The sequence below is a fragment of the Flaviaesturariibacter aridisoli genome, from assembly GCF_004343705.1.
GTDB classification, from domain to species: Bacteria; Bacteroidota; Bacteroidia; order Chitinophagales; family Chitinophagaceae; genus Flavisolibacter; species Flavisolibacter aridisoli.
The window spans coordinates 24,304-40,860 of record NZ_SKFH01000001.1 but is presented as its reverse complement, the minus strand read 5'-3'; the positions used below and the strand labels follow the sequence as shown (position 1 = coordinate 40,860).

Annotated in this window: 10 protein-coding genes; 5 read left to right on the top strand and 5 right to left on the bottom strand. The window is 61.3% G+C overall.

Annotated features, from left to right (window positions below; translation table 11 throughout):
* Nucleotides 1–42: 42 nt before the first annotated feature.
* Both E0486_RS00165 and E0486_RS00160 read right to left on the bottom strand, forming a co-directional pair.
* Nucleotides 43–1,686: a hypothetical protein gene (locus tag E0486_RS00165; RefSeq protein WP_131850109.1), complete on the bottom strand. Its 1,644-nt coding sequence runs from the start codon at nt 1,684–1,686 to the stop codon at nt 43–45.
* A gap of 87 nt (nt 1,687–1,773) precedes the next feature.
* On the bottom strand, nt 1,774–3,537 hold the full coding sequence (locus E0486_RS00160; protein WP_131850108.1) for an ABC transporter ATP-binding protein: 1,764 nt from the start codon (nt 3,535–3,537) through the stop codon (nt 1,774–1,776).
* 705 nt (nt 3,538–4,242) lie between these two features.
* On the opposite strand from E0486_RS00160, the gene E0486_RS00155 reads away from it, so the two are divergent.
* On the top strand, nt 4,243–6,405 hold the full coding sequence (locus E0486_RS00155; protein ID WP_131850107.1) for a hypothetical protein: 2,163 nt from the start codon (nt 4,243–4,245) through the stop codon (nt 6,403–6,405).
* 51 nt (nt 6,406–6,456) lie between these two features.
* On the opposite strand, the gene E0486_RS00150 is transcribed toward E0486_RS00155, so the two are convergent.
* Nucleotides 6,457–8,652, bottom strand: coding sequence for a hypothetical protein (locus tag E0486_RS00150; protein ID WP_131850106.1), 2,196 nt, complete (start codon nt 8,650–8,652; stop codon nt 6,457–6,459).
* A gap of 272 nt (nt 8,653–8,924) precedes the next feature.
* On the opposite strand from E0486_RS00150, the gene E0486_RS00145 reads away from it, so the two are divergent.
* From E0486_RS00145 to E0486_RS00130, 4 genes are all read left to right on the top strand, one after another.
* Nucleotides 8,925–9,605, top strand: coding sequence for a response regulator transcription factor (locus E0486_RS00145; RefSeq protein ID WP_131850105.1), 681 nt, complete (start codon nt 8,925–8,927; stop codon nt 9,603–9,605).
* 92 nt (nt 9,606–9,697) lie between these two features.
* Nucleotides 9,698–10,750: an ATP-binding protein gene (locus E0486_RS00140; protein WP_131850104.1), complete on the top strand. Its 1,053-nt coding sequence runs from the start codon at nt 9,698–9,700 to the stop codon at nt 10,748–10,750.
* Nucleotides 10,751–11,163: 413 nt separating this feature from the next.
* A complete protein-coding gene (locus tag E0486_RS00135) occupies nt 11,164–11,424 on the top strand; it encodes a hypothetical protein (RefSeq protein ID WP_131850103.1) in 261 nt (86 codons plus the stop codon).
* Nucleotides 11,425–11,512: 88 nt separating this feature from the next.
* A complete protein-coding gene (locus E0486_RS00130) occupies nt 11,513–11,959 on the top strand; it encodes a hypothetical protein (protein ID WP_131850102.1) in 447 nt (148 codons plus the stop codon).
* Nucleotides 11,960–12,077: 118 nt separating this feature from the next.
* Here the strand turns inward: E0486_RS00130 and E0486_RS00125 are convergent, their stop codons facing one another.
* Together E0486_RS00125 and E0486_RS00120 are read right to left on the bottom strand one after the other, a co-directional pair.
* The gene (locus E0486_RS00125; RefSeq protein WP_131850101.1) at nt 12,078–13,496 is read right to left on the bottom strand and encodes a hypothetical protein; all 1,419 of its coding nucleotides are present in this window, start codon (nt 13,494–13,496) and stop codon (nt 12,078–12,080) included.
* Nucleotides 13,497–13,638: 142 nt separating this feature from the next.
* Nucleotides 13,639–16,461, bottom strand: coding sequence for a TonB-dependent receptor (locus tag E0486_RS00120; RefSeq protein WP_165917130.1), 2,823 nt, complete (start codon nt 16,459–16,461; stop codon nt 13,639–13,641).
* Nucleotides 16,462–16,557 lie beyond the last annotated feature (96 nt).

Genomic DNA, 16,557 nt, shown 5'->3' with positions numbered 1-16,557 from the left:
AGACGCCCCCGGGGGGCGTCTTTTCTTGCAGGTTAGCCTGCCTTACTGGATGCTCCAGTAGCGGATCGAGCTGGTGGAGCTTCCGGGGGCCTGTGCCTGGATCAGGCCTACGCCCGGGGCATACCAGGACGTGCCGAGGTCTCCGCCGAAGGGCATGTTCTGCCAGCCCGTGTTCATCATATTAAATTGCATCTGCGCGCTTACCTGGTACACGTTCGTAAAGGTGTGGCCGTTCAGCGTCAGCGTGGCATTGTTGCTCACACAGGTGAATTGCACGCGCAGCTGCGTGCTGCTGCTTGATCCGGAGCCGGTATAAGCGGCCGAAAGCCAGGTGGCCCCGGTGGTCAGGGCGTCCTTAACGATCGGCAGCTCGCCGTAGGAGCCCGCCGGGAAGGTCACATTGAGCGCGAAGCCCAGGTCTTCCAGCGACTGCGCCATGTAGGTCGTGCCGGCGTCCTTGCGGAAATAGAAGGAATCTTCCTGGTTGCCGATGTTGTTGTATTGACGGAACAGGCGGTAGGTGGTGGTCCCCAGCGTAGCCGAGGCCTCGTTGACACGTTTCACGGTGTCGCCGCTCGTTCCATCGTCGTAGGTCCAGTAACTGTTGGCGCCCAGCGGGAAGTAGTCGCCGCCGGGAGGAGGCGTCGTTCCGGCGGGCAGAACCGTCAGCGACAGCGAGCAGGTAGTGCCGTCGCCAAAGTCAACATTTGCAGTATAAGTGCCGGCCGTCGTTGGTGTGCCCGACAGCGGAACCGTGATGGCGGGCGCTGAGCCGGCGCTGGTGGCCGTTACGGAAACCGTGGAAGCACTGAGGCCCGGGGCCGTGGGAGTGACTACGACATTATAGGTACCGGAAGTCGCGTACGTATGAACGGTGCTCGTAAATGTATTGGCCGACGTGGTAGCCGTTCCTGCCGTGAAGGTACCGTTCACCGTACCGCAGCCGCCACCACCACCGGTGCTGCCGGCCACCACCGTGATCGGGAAGCCGCAGGAGGTGCCGTCGCCGAAGCGGACGCTGAAGTTGTTGGCGCCCGTGGCGGCCGGCGTACCGAAGCCGTCGAGGGTAATGGTCTGGTTGCCCGCCGTGGTTACGGTCACGGTCTTATTGAAATAGTAGCCGTTCACTGTGTCGGTGGTCACCGAATAGGTGCCGGCAGCCGCGAAGTTGTGCTGCAGGGTCACAGTGTTGGCGGCCGTGAGGGCCGTGTCTTTTTTGAAGTTGCCGGCCACCGTGGCGTTGCAGGTGCCGCCGCCGTTGATTGGCCCCGCGCCCAGCACAGTCACGTTGATCTCGCAATAGCTGCTGTCCTGCACGAGGCGCAGCGTCGTGACGCCTTCCTGCACCGGGGTGCCGCGGGCGGGAATACGGATCGTGGTCATCCCGGTATCGTTGAAAGTGCCGGTGCCGGTGAAGGAAAAGCCGTTCTGCAGGTCGGTATTGATAGAATAGCGGCCGGGTACATTCACGAAAAGGCTCAGCTCCAGGTAGCTGCTGTCGCCCAGCACCTGCCCCGCACGGTACGCACCAACCACGTTGCTGGTATAACAGATGCCGAAGGTGTCTTGCAGCGAATAAGCGGAGGTGTAGCCGGTTTCAAGGCTCTCTTCACGCCGGCAGGCCGATAACAGGAGCAGGAAAATAACAACCGGCAAGGCCAGTGACGGACGGAGCTTCAGCTTCATATAGTGAGGTCTAAAGTGTTCAGGTTCATGGGTTAGTGAGGCGGTCCCTGCCGGGACGCCACTAGGACCCGTAATATTACGAATAGTTTAACGCCCGGCTGTCGAATTTATTTTCCGCTCGAACTGCATTTCGTACAGGCGGGCATAGAATCCGCTGTGACGGAGCAGCTCTCCGTGGGTGCCTGTTTCCTTCACTTCGCCCTTGTCGAGCACGAGGATCTGGTCGGCCCGCTGGATGGTAGACAGGCGGTGGGCGATGATGATGCTCGTGCGGCCCGCCACCAGCGTCTGGATGGCGTGCTCGATGAGCCCTTCGCTCTCGGTATCGATGGACGAGGTGGCCTCGTCGAGTACCAGGATGGCCGGGTTGTAGAGCAAGGCCCGGATAAAGCTCAGGAGCTGCCGCTGCCCGAGCGAAAGCGTGGCGCCCCGCTCCATCACGTTATAATCGTAGCCGCCCGGCAGGCGGAGAATGAACTCGTGCATCCCGATGAGGCGCGCCGCCTCCTCCACCCGCTCCTGCGTTATCGCCGGGTTGCGGAGGGTGAGGTTGTCGCGCACGGAGCCGGAGAAGAGGAACACGTCCTGCAGCACCACGCCCACATTGGCCCGCAGGGTGTCCAGCTGCCACTCGTCCACCGGCACGCCATCTACGCGGATGGCGCCCGAGCCGGCTTCGTAGAGCCTGTTGAGTAACGAAATGATGGTCGTCTTGCCCGAACCCGTGTGCCCCACGATCGCCAGGGTCTGGCCCGGCGGCACGCGGAACGACACGTCTTTCAGCACCGGGTGCTCCGCGTCGTAGCCGAAGGAAACATGGTCAAACTCCAGCTCGCCCCGCACTTCCGTGGGCGCAAAGGTTCCGGTATCCCGGGTGTAGTCGTCATTGTCGAGCACCCGGAACACGCGCTCTGAGGAGATGAGCCCCATCTGCAGCACATTGAATTTGTCGGCGATGACGCGCAGCGGACGAAACAGCAGGTTGAGGCAAAGGATGAAGGAGGTGATGATGCCCGCGTCCACGTTGGGGTGCGCCACGAACCACACGATGAGGCCGGTGGACGTGGCCAGGATGATTTCCACCACCGGGAAAAACACCGAGTAGGCGAAAATGGAGTGGATGTTGGCGTCGCGGTGTTCCTTGTTGATCTTCTTGAATTTGTCCATCTCGCGCTCTTCGGCGGCAAATGCCTGCACGATATACATACCGGTCAGATGCTCCTGCACGAAGGCGTTCAGCTCCGACACGGCGTTGCGCACGCGGTGAAACGACTTGTTGACGCTTTCCTTGAAATAATAAGTGGCCACGATGAGCACCGGGAACGGGATGAGGCACACGAGGGTCAGCGTCGGGTTGGCGGAAAACATGTATGCCAGCACACAAACGATCGACAGCAGGTCGGCGAGAATGGGAATTAGGCCGTCGGAGAAGATGTCGTTGATCCGCTCGATGTCGTCCACGGTGCGGGTGGTGAGCGTGCCGATAGGCGTACGGTCGAACTGGCGCAGGTTGAGGCCCAGCACCTTTTTGTAGGTGGTGGTACGCAGGTCTTTTACCACCGCCTGCCCCAGCCAGGAGGTGAGAAAGGAAAAATAAAAGCGCAGGCCCGTTTCCAGCAGCAGGAAAAGGATCTGGTACACGGTGATGCGGATGAGCAGGTCGGGCAGCTTGTTGGCCACCGGGTTGCGGAGGGTGTACTCGATGAGCCAGGGGCGCACCGGCGTGAATACCGCCAGCACGATGGCCAGGGCGATCGACAGGTAGAGGCGCTCGCGGTACGGCCGGGCAAAGGCCAGCACGCGGCGGAGTACGGCGAGGTCAAAGGATCTTTTCTTGTCCGGAGAAGCCATCGGGATGCAAAAGTAGCCCCGGGGTAGCCAGAACGAACGCCGCTTCCACAGATCCTGCTGATTTGAACCTGGCCCACGCTCCCCGCCGGCACCCGCGCTGCTCCTTTTTTTTGGGGAAGGCGTCCCGCACGAGCCGCGGATCAGCCTGGACCGTATCGCGCCGATGGAAAAAAATCCGGGAAAAACTTTGGGCGCGTCCGGAGCGGCAATTGATTTAAGAACAGGTATTTAGCCACGCTGCAGTTCGGGCACTATTTCCGGCGGCTCTACCGTATTAATACAATACCCTTGTATCGGTGTAAAAATTGTATTAGAATTTGTGTGCCGCCCGGCACTTGTTTCCTCACCGTCACGACATTTTTCAGCTAACCGACCAACCTAAAAACACCTTATGCAATTGTACCTGTTCCGAAACCTTTACCCTTAACGGGAAGAGTCGCCTCTGCGCTTCTTTTCCCTGCCGGGCGGGGACCGATGGGTCCTTTCCCGGAATCGTACGGGCCTTCCCGTATGTCCCGGCGTTGCTAACCTATAAAACCGTTCTATGCAGTTGCGTCCCACAGGCGGCACTTCCGTGTGCTCCGGGGTCTGCCTTCGCTGCGCAGACTCCTCTCCCCCGCAACTCCCCACCCCTTTACTCCTTCCTGTGCACGGCGCCCGCGCTGCCGTCCGGCATACCTATTCCCATACACAAAAAAACTGACCATGAAGAAACGCTCCTTACTCAAAATCCTGTTCCTGTGTCCCGTATTTATACTGGGCGCCGCAGCAATGAATAGCGGCTTCGCACAAACGCCGCAGACGCCTGCCGATTGCAAGACGGGCTGCACCTCCAACGACGTACAGATCAGGCGGGCTTACCTGGTCGATTCAGCCACCCAGCAGCCCCTCACCGGCAATGTTGCCTGCAGCGGTTCGGTGAAGGTTAAGCTGGCACTGGAGCTGACTACCAATACGCCCCGGGTGGGCGTGGTGGTATATGCCAACGTCAAAAACTTTACGGGTGGCGTCATCGGCAGCACGCTGGTCACCAAGAAAGAATGTTTCAGCACAACCCTCAACCAACCCACCAACAGGGTGGTGTTTTCGGGCGCCTTCAGCTGGCCCTGTGGTATGCCCATCGTGCTTACCAACGTATTCCTGGGCTGGGGCACGGGTAATACCGATTTCTGCCAGAGCAACGCCGCTTTCCGCTGCCCGGGCACGCCTTCTAAATGCTATTCACAACCCGACGGCCAATACATCACCATTGAAATACCGATGGCCAAAAACACCTCCCGCTCCCGCTGCCCCGACGCCGTGGGCGGCAACCGGGCTACCTTCAACCTGACCGCACTGAATGGCGAAGTGTCGAACAACGCACCCAACGCAACCGTCAGCTGGTTCAGCAACAGCGCCCTCAGCAGCTCCATCGGCACGCCCGGCGCCTATAACACCGTCAGCACCACGGTGTACGCGAAGGTGGCCAACAGCGGCGACTCCACCGTGTACAGCACGGCCACCGTAACACTGACGGTGCTCGCCGGCCCGGTGCTGTCGATCAGCAACCCCACACCTGTGTGTGCACCGGCCACAGTGAGCATTACGGCAAGCGCGGTAACCACGGGCAGCACGCTGCCGGCTGGCACGAGGCTATCGTACTGGACCAGCGCCGACACCAGCACATCGCTTACCTCTCCCGGCGCCCTGGGCACGGGCACCTATTACATCAAGGCAAACAGCAGCTCAGATCCCAGTTGCGAGGATATCCGGGGGGTGACAGTAACCGTACATGCGAAGCCGACACTTTCGATCACGAACCCGTCGGCCGTCTGCGCACCATCCACGGTGGCGCTTAACAACGCCGCGGTAACCACGGGCAGCACCCTCCCCTCCGGCACCACGCTCACTTATTGGACGGACGCGGCAGCGACTTCGTCGTCCTACACCACGCCGGCCGCCGCAGTTGACGGCACCTATTACATCCGGGCGCAGACCAACACCACGCCTGCTTGCTCCGACATCAGGTCGGTCATAGCAACGGTGCGGCCCACACCCGTGCTCTTGATCACGGCCCCGGGCGCCGTCTGCGCACCTTCCAAAGTAAACCTGACAGCTTCGACTGTCACAGCGGGCAGTACGCTGCCTGCGGGAACGACCCTATCTTATTGGACCGACGCCGCCGCCACCAACACATTGTCGACACCGGGCGCGGCAACATCGGGCACGTATTACATCAAAGCCGCCCTGGGCAGCAACCCCACCTGCGCCGATGTGGAACCCGTTACCGTTACGGTGAGCAACAGGCCCAATGCACCCGCGCTTTGCGCCGTGGAGCCGAGCATGTGCGGCCCCGCAACCGGCACGCTGACCGTAACAAGCCCCAGCGGCGGACCGTATCAATACAGCATCGACAACGGCCAGCACTGGCAAAAGGAAGCCAGCTTCACCAACATAGCGCCGGCCTCCAACCCGAGCATCCTCGTGCGCGACAGCAGCACCGGCTGCGTTGCGGCAACCGGCACCAGCTGCAGCCAGGCTTCGCCCTGCGCCACCACCACGCGCAATGCCGTTTCAGCAACCCGGGAAGAAGCACGTTCCTTACCGGTGCTGGTGCCGGTACCCGACGAACTGTCGGTGCAGGTATTTCCCAACCCGTTCCGCAATACGGTGAACTTCTTGTTTACAGCGCCCGTTTCGGGCAAAGTGAGCCTGGAAATATTCGACAACACCGGCCGGCAGATCGCCGCCGTCAGCTACGGTGAAGTGACCGCGGGCACCAGGCGCGTGCTGCAATACACACCGCGCCAGAAGCTGCGCTCGCTGCAGCTGTACCGCCTCCGCATCGGCAGCCTGATGGTGAGCGGCAAGATGATCCAGGGTGACTGATCATCCCGGAGGACGAAAAAAGAACCCCGCAGTGGTGCGGGGTTCTTTCTTTTATTCCTGTGCGCCCATCTGGCTGTTGTAGGCCTTGATGAACAGCGCGCCGAGGTTGCGGTGCGGGGGGATGTAGTCGTCGAAGCCATCGGCCTTGCCCGACACGGCTTTGAAGTCGCGCCAGAACGGGATCCACTCGATGTTCTTACCGCCGCGCAGTTTCTCCAACAGCAGGTCGATGAACTTCTGGTTGATCTTGTTGAAGCCGGTTTGCTTCGAAGCCACGATGTGTGCATCGGGGGTATGCTCCAGCACGTCATGAATTAAATGATAGCCGCCGCAGGAACCGAGAAATACGATCCGGGCCGAAGGCTGGAGCTGCTCGATGGTGGAGCCGGCGTAATAGCTGTGGCCGCGGTGCAGCACCACGGTGGGTGGAAGACCCTTCTCGTTGAGGTGGTCCACCAGGGCAGCCTGGGCCTTTTCGAGCTCGCCGCTTTCCTCGTCGAGGGGCTTGTTGAAATAGTGGAGTACGGGCTTGCCGGTGGTCGTGGCATAGGCCACCCACTGCTTCGTGTCTTCGATCTTCTTCCAGCCTTTGCCCAGCTGGGCTACCTGGATGTTGTAGTTGTTGACACCGTCTTTGTCGCCATAGATGAAACTCTGCACCACCACGCGGTTCGTGTCACCGAGCAGCGATTCGTAGCTTACGCTGTACACCGGCGGGATACCGAATTCCTTGGAAAGGTCGATGCTGGAATCGGAGGCAGAGCGGAAGAGCTTGTCGAGCAGGCGGTAGAGCAGGGCACCGCGGGCGTTGCCCTGGTTGCTGTTGCGCTGCAAGCCGCTTTGCACGTTCTCAAGCATCTTGGCCGCGAGGTCCTTGTTGTTCTCCACGATGGAGGCATAGGAGTCGGCCACGTCCACGCCGTCTTCAAGAGTAGTGGTTTTCTCCAGGCCATTCACGAAGGCGGTCATGAGCTTCTCGGCGTCGCCCTTGTTGGGAAAGGAGCCGAGGAAGGCCGACAGCGTGTTGTAGCCCGCCGCCAGCTTGATGAATTTCTTGAAACGGTCGAACGACACGAGCATCAGCACCGAGTCGCCGCGGTTGCCGGCCTTCTGCATCAGCAGCGGGAAGATGCCGCGCACATAGCTCGAGGTATAAAGCTCCTGGTCGTCGGCCACGGCGAGGTAATAGAGCTCCTGCGCCGACAGGTCCTGGAGGATGCGGAAGCGCTTCGGGTCGGGCGATTCGTGGAGCGCGTTGACGGTATTGATAAAAGGATCGCGGGCCTTGCGCTGGAGCTGCGCCCAGAGCGCGTCCATGCCGAGCACGGTGTCTTTGCCGTCGATGCTGCGGTTGACGTAGTCGATGCGGGTCTTTACCAGCAGCTTGTAGTATTTCACCGGGTCGTCCTTCACGGCATTGATCTGCTCGATCGTTGTGCGGCCCTTCAGGAGGTTGTCAAGAAAGGGAAAGAGCATCTGCCCGGAGCCACCGCTCGTGGCCATCTTCGACACCGTAGACACAAGCGGGTCTTCCATCTTCCGGATAGCATACGCGAGCGTGTTGGAGGCGGAAGCGTAATCGTACAGCTGCTTGGGGTATTTATAGGAGGCAAGCAGGATGAGCGAGTCGCGGTTGGGCAGGTTGGGATTGTCTTTGAGGGTGGCGAAGATGCGCTCGGGGTGAAGGGCGAGGTACTTGCTGAGCACGATGTTCTTCGCTTCGGCGCGGCCGGCGTTGTTGTCGAATGCCTCGGAGGCCACGAGGTAGGCTCCCGTTTCGTACGACGAGCGCTGCACCAGCGGCACGATCGACTCGCCGCGGCGGTCGAGGTCCATGGCGGCTTCGTAGCCGTCGAGGATGCCGGGCAGGTGGCCGGCCAGGATGCGGCGGCCGCGGTAGGCGGTGCCGAAGTTGCGCAGCACGCGCTCCAGGCCGCGCAGGTAGGCCACTTTTTTCTGGTCGCGGGCGAGGGTATCGGACTCGATGGCGCACTGGAGGTTGTCCACGCGGCGCGTCAGGTTCTGGGTTACGTGGTAGTTGACCTCCTCGTTGGCCGCGCCGGTGAATTCGGCGTCGGCCTTGCCGTCGGCCTTCAGCGCATTGCGCTGCTCGCGGTCTACGTAATCGTGAAAAAGCAGGTGATTCTGGGGCACCTTACAGCCGGGGCCGCTCTTCTGGGCAGCCGCCGGCCCGCACAGCGCCACAGTCAGGGCGCTTCCCAGCAAAACACGTAAAAGCACAGTCATAGGCCGCATAGCACAAATTTAATACCCAACCGTAAGAAAGAGGTTTTGAAGGTTTTTCGGGTTCTGAAGGTTTTGAGAAAGTTTCCTTAATACCCGTAGCGCAGCATTGCCATCGCCGGATCCCATGCTGCTGCCCCTCTTTTCGAAACCCGACAAAACCTGTCTCCCGGTAAAGCCGGGGCAAAACCTTTCAAGTCTTCCGGCTCGTTAAGTAATTATAAACTGTTTGCCGCCACCCCGCTTTGCCCTAGGTTTGCGGCAATCATTGCTGCATGGAGAATCGATCCTGGAAAGTGCTGATCGCCGACGACGAGCCGGATATCCGCGAACTGCTCGAGTTTCACCTGGTACGCGCCGGCTACCAGGTAGTCACGGCGCAGGACGGCAACGAAGCCCTCGTGAAGGCGCAGCAGCTGCACCCCGACCTCGTGGTGCTCGACATCATGATGCCCGGCAAGACCGGCGTAGAGGTGTGCGAGATCCTCCGGGCGCAGCCGGCGCTCAAAGACACGCTCATCATTTTCCTCACCGCCCTCAGCGACGAAGCCACCCAGATCAAAGGGCTCGGCACCGGTGCCGACGACTACATCAGCAAGCCCATCTCCCCGAAGGTGTTCGTGAGTAAGGTACAGGCCCTCCTGCGCCGCGCCACCCCCCGCACCGACGACAAGGCCCTCAACGCCGGCGGCCTCCGCATTGATCCCGAGCGCTTTGAGGTGCAATACGAAGGCACCTCCTTCGTGCTCGCCAAAAAGGAATTCGAGCTCCTCCACCTGCTCGCCTCCCGCCCCGGCAAGGTATTCCTGCGCAACGAGATCCTGAGCCAGGTGTGGGGCAACGACGTCATTGTCGGCGACCGCACCATCGACGTCCACATCCGCAAGATCCGCCAGAAGCTCGGGATCGATTGTATCACGACGGTAAAGGGCGTCGGGTATAAGTTTGATCTTTGACCGTGACCCGTGACCCGTGAGCCGTGAACCGTGAGCGGCTTAGCGGTTGTTGCTTTTGCTCACGGCTGACGCCTCACGCTTCACGAATCCAGATGTTCAAAGAAAAAAACCTTTCCCCCCGCCAACTGGCCCTGTTCACCGCCATCGTGCTGTCGGTGCCCATCGGCATCGGCTTCTTCGCCTATGGCGGCCATAGCTGGAAAGAAGCGGTGACCTCCTTTGTGCTCATCCTCGGCGGGTCCTACGCGCTCATTTCCTACATCTTCCAGCGCTTCATCTACCGCAAGCTGAAGCTCATTTACAAGTTCATCTACCAAACGAAAGCGTCCAAGAAGCAGGAGACCTATTACAAATACATCCTGCCGCAGAAGAGCATCGACGAGGTGCGCGAGGACGTGGAAGCCTGGGGCGAGCAGAAGCGCCGCGAGATCGAGCTGCTGAAGCGCAACGAAACCTTCCGCAAGGAATTCCTGCAAAACCTGTCGCACGAATTCAAGACGCCCGTGTTTGCCATCCAGGGCTATATCGAAACGCTGCTCGGCGGCGCCATGGAAGAACGCGAGCTCAGCGAACGCTTCCTGCAAAAAGCGCAGAAGAACGTGGAGCGCCTCTCCCACCTCATCCAGGACCTCGACGAGATCTCCCGCCTCGAGCGCGGCGAGCTGAAGTTGCATCGCCGCAACTTCGTGATCCAGGACCTCGTGCGCGAGGTATACGAAAGCCTGTCGCTGCTCGCCGAGCCGCCGCAGATCGGCCTCTACATCAAGAAAGGCTGCGAGGCGCCGCTCACGGTGTGGGCCGATGAAGAAAAGATCCGCCAGGTGCTCACCAACCTGGTGGAAAACGCGATCAAATACGGCCGCCAGCAGGGCTCCATCACTGCGTCTATTTACAATACCGATGGCCGCAACATCCTGGTGGAGATCTCCGACGACGGCATGGGCATTCCCCAAGACGCACTGGCCCGCGTGTTCGAACGCTTTTACCGAACGCCCGGCGGCCGCGGCCGCGACGTTACCGGATCGGGTCTCGGCCTCTCCATCTGCAAGCACATCATCGAAGCCCACGGCCATACCATCCACGTGCGTAGCACCGAGAACGTAGGCACCACCATCGGGTTTACGCTGGATGGCCGGAAGTCGTGAGGCGGGAGGCGGGAGGCGTGAGGTGTCAACCGTGAACAAAAGCACGGGAATGGTTCTATTAAAACGCCGCGCTCTTCTTCGTAACGAATCGCCCTGACGGCTCACGACCTCAGTGCTCCACCAGCACCTGCGCCGACCGGAAAACAAATCGTGAAGCGTCAGGCGTGAAGCGTGAGGCGAACCCCTGGCAGGATTTAACCGACCGCGCATTGCCTCTCACGCCTCACGCTTCACGCCTCACGCCTCACGAAAAAACGCCCCTGTAGAAACAAGGGCGGGGAAATAGTCTGCTTGAGGAGAGACCCAAAAGTCGGGCACGGCTGTGACCGCAACATGAACGGGATGCTACGGAAATGTTAGCAATCGGAGCCTTCCCTTGAAAGTGGCACGCGCCTTGGATAAGCAGAGGTACTATGAACTACGCCGTCGTCCTTTTCTTTGATGAAAGCCCTTGTGGCTATGCGGTTTCCGAAGACGGAGACCGTGTCCGCTTCCGCCCCGCGCCCCACCCGGCCGGCTTCGGACGCCCCGCTTACCCCGAATTGACCGCCCGTGCCGCCGGAAACGGATGGCTCGTGGAAGGCACCGAAGATCCTTCGGTACGCCACCAGGTAGGCCGCCTGCTGGGCCAGCGCTCCGCGCCCCTGCCCCACCGTTTCAGCGTGGCGCCCTAGCCTACGGCCGGGCTGGATAACCTAAATTTAATATTGGCCAAAGGCCTTACGCGTAGCATTCGGGCCGGATTTGTGCGACCTTAAAGTCATGGCAAACCGGATCAGCCCCGACCCCACGCAGGCCGGGCACTTCGAATGGCAGCACCCGGGCCTCCCGCCCGTATCGCTCCGCTACAACGAGCTGCTGCACTCTATGCGGGTGCAGACCGGCGACGAACGCCGCGTGTACCTGCTCGAATCCTCCCCCGCGCATACCCGCAAAGTGGCCCTCTTCAACGAGTATGGCCTCCGCTGCGGCTCCTGCAGCTTCGACGATACCCGCCCGCTGCGCGGATCGCTGCGCTGGGAAGACCGGAAGTTCCGCTTCCGGCAGGAAGGCGACCAACTGGTACTCTCCGGCCCCGATGGCCCGCTCGCGTCCGACTGGCCCCTGGCGCCCGAAGCTTCCCTCGAAGCGATCGCCGGCGTGCTGCTGATGATGGCGCGGCAGAAAAGCTCCGGCCCCAGCGCGCCGCCCGCCGCCGGAGGCAGGTAGCAGCCATCCCAGCTTTACCCGTAAAACAGACCCCAATAAAAAAGCCCGGATCCTCCTATGATCCGGGCTTTTGTTCCCCTTCCCCCCGGGAAGGGGTTAGGGGATGGGCTGGCAGGGCTTAATTGCCGTAGCGCGTCCACCCTTTGTACCAGTTATCGTTCGGACCAACAGCGCCGCGGTAGGTCACGGCCTGCAGGCCGCTAAGGCGCGCATCGGCGGAGGTATAAGCGCCGGTGAGCAGCGGCGAGGTGGCGGCGGGCGCCAGGTCGGGATTGCTGTAGTTGAAGGCAGCGGCATAGCCTACCGCGCTGTTGGTAGCCAGCAACAGGTTGTTGAAGGAAGGCGTATTGTGCCAGGCCAGTGCGTCGGCGGCGGTCCAGCCGGTAGGCTGCGCGGTGCTGGCCGAATACTTCACCTGGTTGGATACCGAGGGCACACCCGCGATGATGTTGCCGCGCCACCACAGTGTGGGCGTTGCCCCGGCGATGTTGAGGTCGGTCGGGCGGCCGGTGGAGGCATCGATCAGCAGGCCGTTGTTCCAGCCGAGAAATACCGAGTTGATCACCGACAGCGAGGAATTGCGGCGGATCTGTGCCGCGTTGCGGTAATAGGTGTTACCGATGCTGGTGACGGTCTCCTTCGGACCTACCGAGGTCACGTTGGCGAATACGGCGCTCGTTTGCGGCGTCAGCATAGAGCCGGCGGCGTCGTTGTCGCTTTCAAAGCCGTTGGAGCCCGACACGTCGGCCACCGAGGAGTCGCGGATGGCGATGGCGAACTGCACCTTGCCGGCGAAGCCGTTGTCGGTGTCGAAGTCGTCGTCGAGGCCTTTGTAGGCAATGAGGTGATCGGCGTTCACCGAGCCGCCGAACCACTCGAAGGAGTCGTCGGCCGCCCAGGCCACCTGCACATAAGAGATCGTGGTGCCTTTGCCCACGGCATAGAGGCCGATGCCGTTCAGCTCCTTGTCGGGCAGGAAGGCGTAGCCAGCGTATTCGATGCGCACGTATTTCAGGGTGCCGCTGTTGTCGTTGTCGTCGGTGCCGCCGAAGAGGCCGTAGCCGTCGCCGTTGTTGATGCCGCCTTCGGCTTCACCGAGGCCGGCCTGGCCGTTGTAGGTGGCGTTGGTTTTGGCGCGGCCCAGGATCACGATGCCGCCCCAGTCGCCGGAGCGGGCGTTGGCGCCTTCGCTCGACGTGAATACGATCGGGCTGGCGGCGGTGCCGGAGGCGTTGATGCGGCAGCCGCGCGTGATCACGAGCGTTCCGCGCGAGCCCTTGTCGCCGAGGATCGTCACACCGGGCTCGATCGTGAGCTGGGCGCCGTTGGCCACATACACAATGCCGCGCAGCGTATACGTCGTGCCGCTGCGGAGGGTCATATCGGTGCCGATGGTGCCCGACAGGATCGTGGAGCCGGGCGTCACCACCGTGCCGCCGCCGCTGTTGTTGCTGCTGCCGTCGCCGTCCACCTGGATCTTACGGCAGGATGCAAAGACCAGTGTCGAGGCCATGGCGAAAAGAAGGATGCGTTTCATGTTATGGGTTTTGAATGGGTTTATCCGGAGACGCACATGGTGCGTCTGTACAATTGTTTTATTGGGTGGGCCCGTAGAGACGCATCCTATGCGTCTCCTTGATCGATGCCAATTTTTGTGCTGTGGAGACGCAGCCGTAGCGTCATTTAATCGAATACGCGAACGTCAGTCCTACCGCCGAACCATAGTTGCGGCGGATGGCATCCACGTCGCCGTTGCTGCGGCGGCCGTTGTTGTCGAGGTCGTGGTAGAAGAGCACGGGCTGGTTGAGCAGGTCGGAGATCGAGAAGCGCAGCTCGCCCTTGTTGCGCAGCACTTTCTTCGTTACCTGGAAGTCGAGCAGCGAGCGGGGGTTCTCCCAGATCTCGGGCACACCGACACCGGTGCTTTGCTGGAGGTTGCCCACGAAGAGGATGCGGCGGCCGATGCGGTTGAACAGCAGCGTGCTCGTCAACCCGTATTTCTCCAGGTCGTACTGCAGGCCAAAGTTGAGCAGGTAGGGGCTCTGGCCCTGCATGGCACGGTCGAGCGAGGCGGCGTTGGTGCGGGCCGTGATGTCCGATCCGCTCACCTGGCTGAAGATGTACGACAGGTTGCCCGTCAGGGTGAAGTTGCGCAGGGCGGGCGCGAAATCGAGCTTCTTGCGGGCTTCGAATTCCACGCCGTAGTTCTGCGCCTGCTCGATGTTGGCGAAGTTGAAGGTGTTCGAAGACCCGGCGCCCGAGGTATTGAAGTACAGCTCGATGGGGTTCTTGAAATACTTGTAAAACACGCCGAACGTGAACAGCTCGCCGGAGCGCGGGTACAGCTCCCAGCGGAGGTCGAGGTTCGTCACCTTGGTGCGCACGAGGCGGCGGTTGCCCACGATAGTGGCGCCCAGCTCGAAGTCGTAGAAGGCGAAGTCGCTCAGCTCGCGGAATTCCGGACGCACCACCGTTTGCGAGCCCGACAGGCGGATGTTGGTGCGCGGGTTCAGTTTGTACGTGATGTTCACTCCCGGCAGCCAGTCGCCCTGCACGGTGCGCAGGTGGCGCGGGTCGCTGGTATGCACCGAGCCGATCAGCTGGTCGAAGTCTTCGTAGCGCAGCCCCCACACGGCGCGGAGCTTTTCACTAAAAGCATTGTCGAATTGAATGTAGCCGGCGTTGAGGATGGTGTTGGCCATGTAGCGGTACTGCCCGCCTTCGAGCTCGCCGAACACGATGCCGCCGTCCTGCCCCGTGATGTTTTCGGGTGCGAAGATCTGGTCAGCCGGCAGGTGCACGAGGCGTCCCGACGGGTCGCGCTGGATGCCGTAGAAGAAGGGGCGGCTGTCGAAGAGGCGGTCTTTCACCTGCAGCAGGTAGCCGGCTTTGACGGTCTGGTTCTGACCCATCCAGCGGAAGGATTTCGAAACATCTGCACCCGCGTTGTAGATATAGTCGCTCAGCATTGAGAAGAAGCGCGAGCCGCTCTTTTGCGAGTTGCCGCCGCCAACGAGGGCCACCCATTGCTTGCTGCCGCCGGTCGTGTCTTCGGTGTACAGCAGGCGGCGCTGGTCGGGGATGTACTGGTCGAGGATGTTGAAGCCGCCGCGCCACTGGAGCTTTACGCCGTTGTGGCCAAACAGGCTGTGGTCGCCCTGCACCTGCGTGTTGAAGAACACGTTCTGGCGCAGCCCGAGCTCGGTGCCGCGGATCGGCTGGGCATTACCGCCGCCGAGGATGTAGTCGGAGCCGGCGCTGCGGTCGAGCACATACTTCTGGGCGTTGACGTTGATCAGGTTGCGCACCGAGATCTTGTTATTGCCGTTCAGCTGCAGCGTGAAGTTGGCCATGGCGCCGGCGAGCACGTCCTGGTTGTACTTCTGGTTCTCATAGATGAAATCTTTGTCGCCCTGTATGTTCGAGATGAACGTGTTCGTGTAATCGATGCGGCGGAAGGCGCGGTTGTAGGTCAGGGCCAGCACGCTGCCGAGACGCTTGCCGAAGAGGCGCGTATTGAAGCCGCCGCTCAGCTGCACGCTGTGGTTGGGCAGCAGGGCCGTTTGGTCGGGCGTCCAGATGTTGCGGAACTGGCGGCCGAGGGCGGCCTGCTGCACCTGGCTGCCACCGGCGAAGTCGGTCTTGGTGCCGATGGCCGTGGGGATGGCGCGGAAGCCGTTGTCGATGCCGAGGGCATCGAGGCCACCGCCCTTGTAGGAGTAAAACGGCTTGCCGGCGGTCTGGGTGTTGAAGCCCGTGCCGACCTGCACGTTGAGGAAGTTGTTGGCGGGAATGTCTTTGGTGTTGATCTGCACGAGGCCGCCGGCCCACTCGCCCGGGAGCTCGGGCACGAAGGCCTTGTTGATGACCATGTTGTCGAGCAGGTTGGCGGGAAAGATGTCGTACGAAAACGTTTTGCGATCGGGTTCGGTGGAGGAAAGCAGCTGCCCGTTGAGCATCGTCTGGTTGTAGCGGTCGGCGAGGCCGCGCACCACGAGGTACTTGCCTTCGAGGATGGAGGTGCCGGGCACGCGGCGCAGCACTTCACCCGTGTTCTTGTCGGGCGAGCGGCGGATCGCTTCGGCCGACACCACCTGGGCCACGGTGCTGCTGTTCTTCTGGTAGGCGATCATCGAGGAGATCGTTTCGCGGCGGCGGTTGCTCGTGCCGGTTACCACCACGCCTTCGAGGGCGCGGGCGGCGGTTTCGAGCGACACCGTCAGCTCGGGCTCTTTCGCCGGGTCGAAGTTGGCGATGCTGCGCGGCGCATAACCCACGCCCGAGATCGTCAGGGTGTAGGTCTTGCCGGCCGTGAGGTTGAGGATAAAGGTGCCGTCTACGCCCGTGCTGGTGCCGCCGGCCCCGTTGGCCTGGATGCTGATCCCGGGCAGGGGCTCGTTCTTGTCGTTGACCACGCGCCCGGCAATGCGGGTGCTTTGACCGTAGGTAAGGAGGGTGAAGCCAAGGAAGAAGAGCAGAAGAAAAGCAGACCGCGATTTCATTTGTTTCCGCATTTGCCGCAAAGCTCCGCCCCCCGTGTTATGCCGGTGTTACGCCGCCATTACCGGTGCGTGAAGGCATTATTACCGCATTGTTAA

Coding starts and splice junctions, on each gene's coding strand:
- E0486_RS00130 (WP_131850102.1), top strand. CDS start 11,513: ATGGCAAACCGGATCAGCCCCGACCCCACGCAGGCCGGGCACTTCGAA.
- E0486_RS00120 (WP_165917130.1), bottom strand. CDS start 16,461: ATGAAATCGCGGTCTGCTTTTCTTCTGCTCTTCTTCCTTGGCTTCACC.
- E0486_RS00160 (WP_131850108.1), bottom strand. CDS start 3,537: ATGGCTTCTCCGGACAAGAAAAGATCCTTTGACCTCGCCGTACTCCGC.
- E0486_RS00155 (WP_131850107.1), top strand. CDS start 4,243: ATGAAGAAACGCTCCTTACTCAAAATCCTGTTCCTGTGTCCCGTATTT.
- E0486_RS00125 (WP_131850101.1), bottom strand. CDS start 13,496: ATGAAACGCATCCTTCTTTTCGCCATGGCCTCGACACTGGTCTTTGCA.
- E0486_RS00150 (WP_131850106.1), bottom strand. CDS start 8,652: ATGACTGTGCTTTTACGTGTTTTGCTGGGAAGCGCCCTGACTGTGGCG.
- E0486_RS00135 (WP_131850103.1), top strand. CDS start 11,164: ATGAACTACGCCGTCGTCCTTTTCTTTGATGAAAGCCCTTGTGGCTAT.
- E0486_RS00145 (WP_131850105.1), top strand. CDS start 8,925: ATGGAGAATCGATCCTGGAAAGTGCTGATCGCCGACGACGAGCCGGAT.
- E0486_RS00140 (WP_131850104.1), top strand. CDS start 9,698: ATGTTCAAAGAAAAAAACCTTTCCCCCCGCCAACTGGCCCTGTTCACC.
- E0486_RS00165 (WP_131850109.1), bottom strand. CDS start 1,686: ATGAAGCTGAAGCTCCGTCCGTCACTGGCCTTGCCGGTTGTTATTTTC.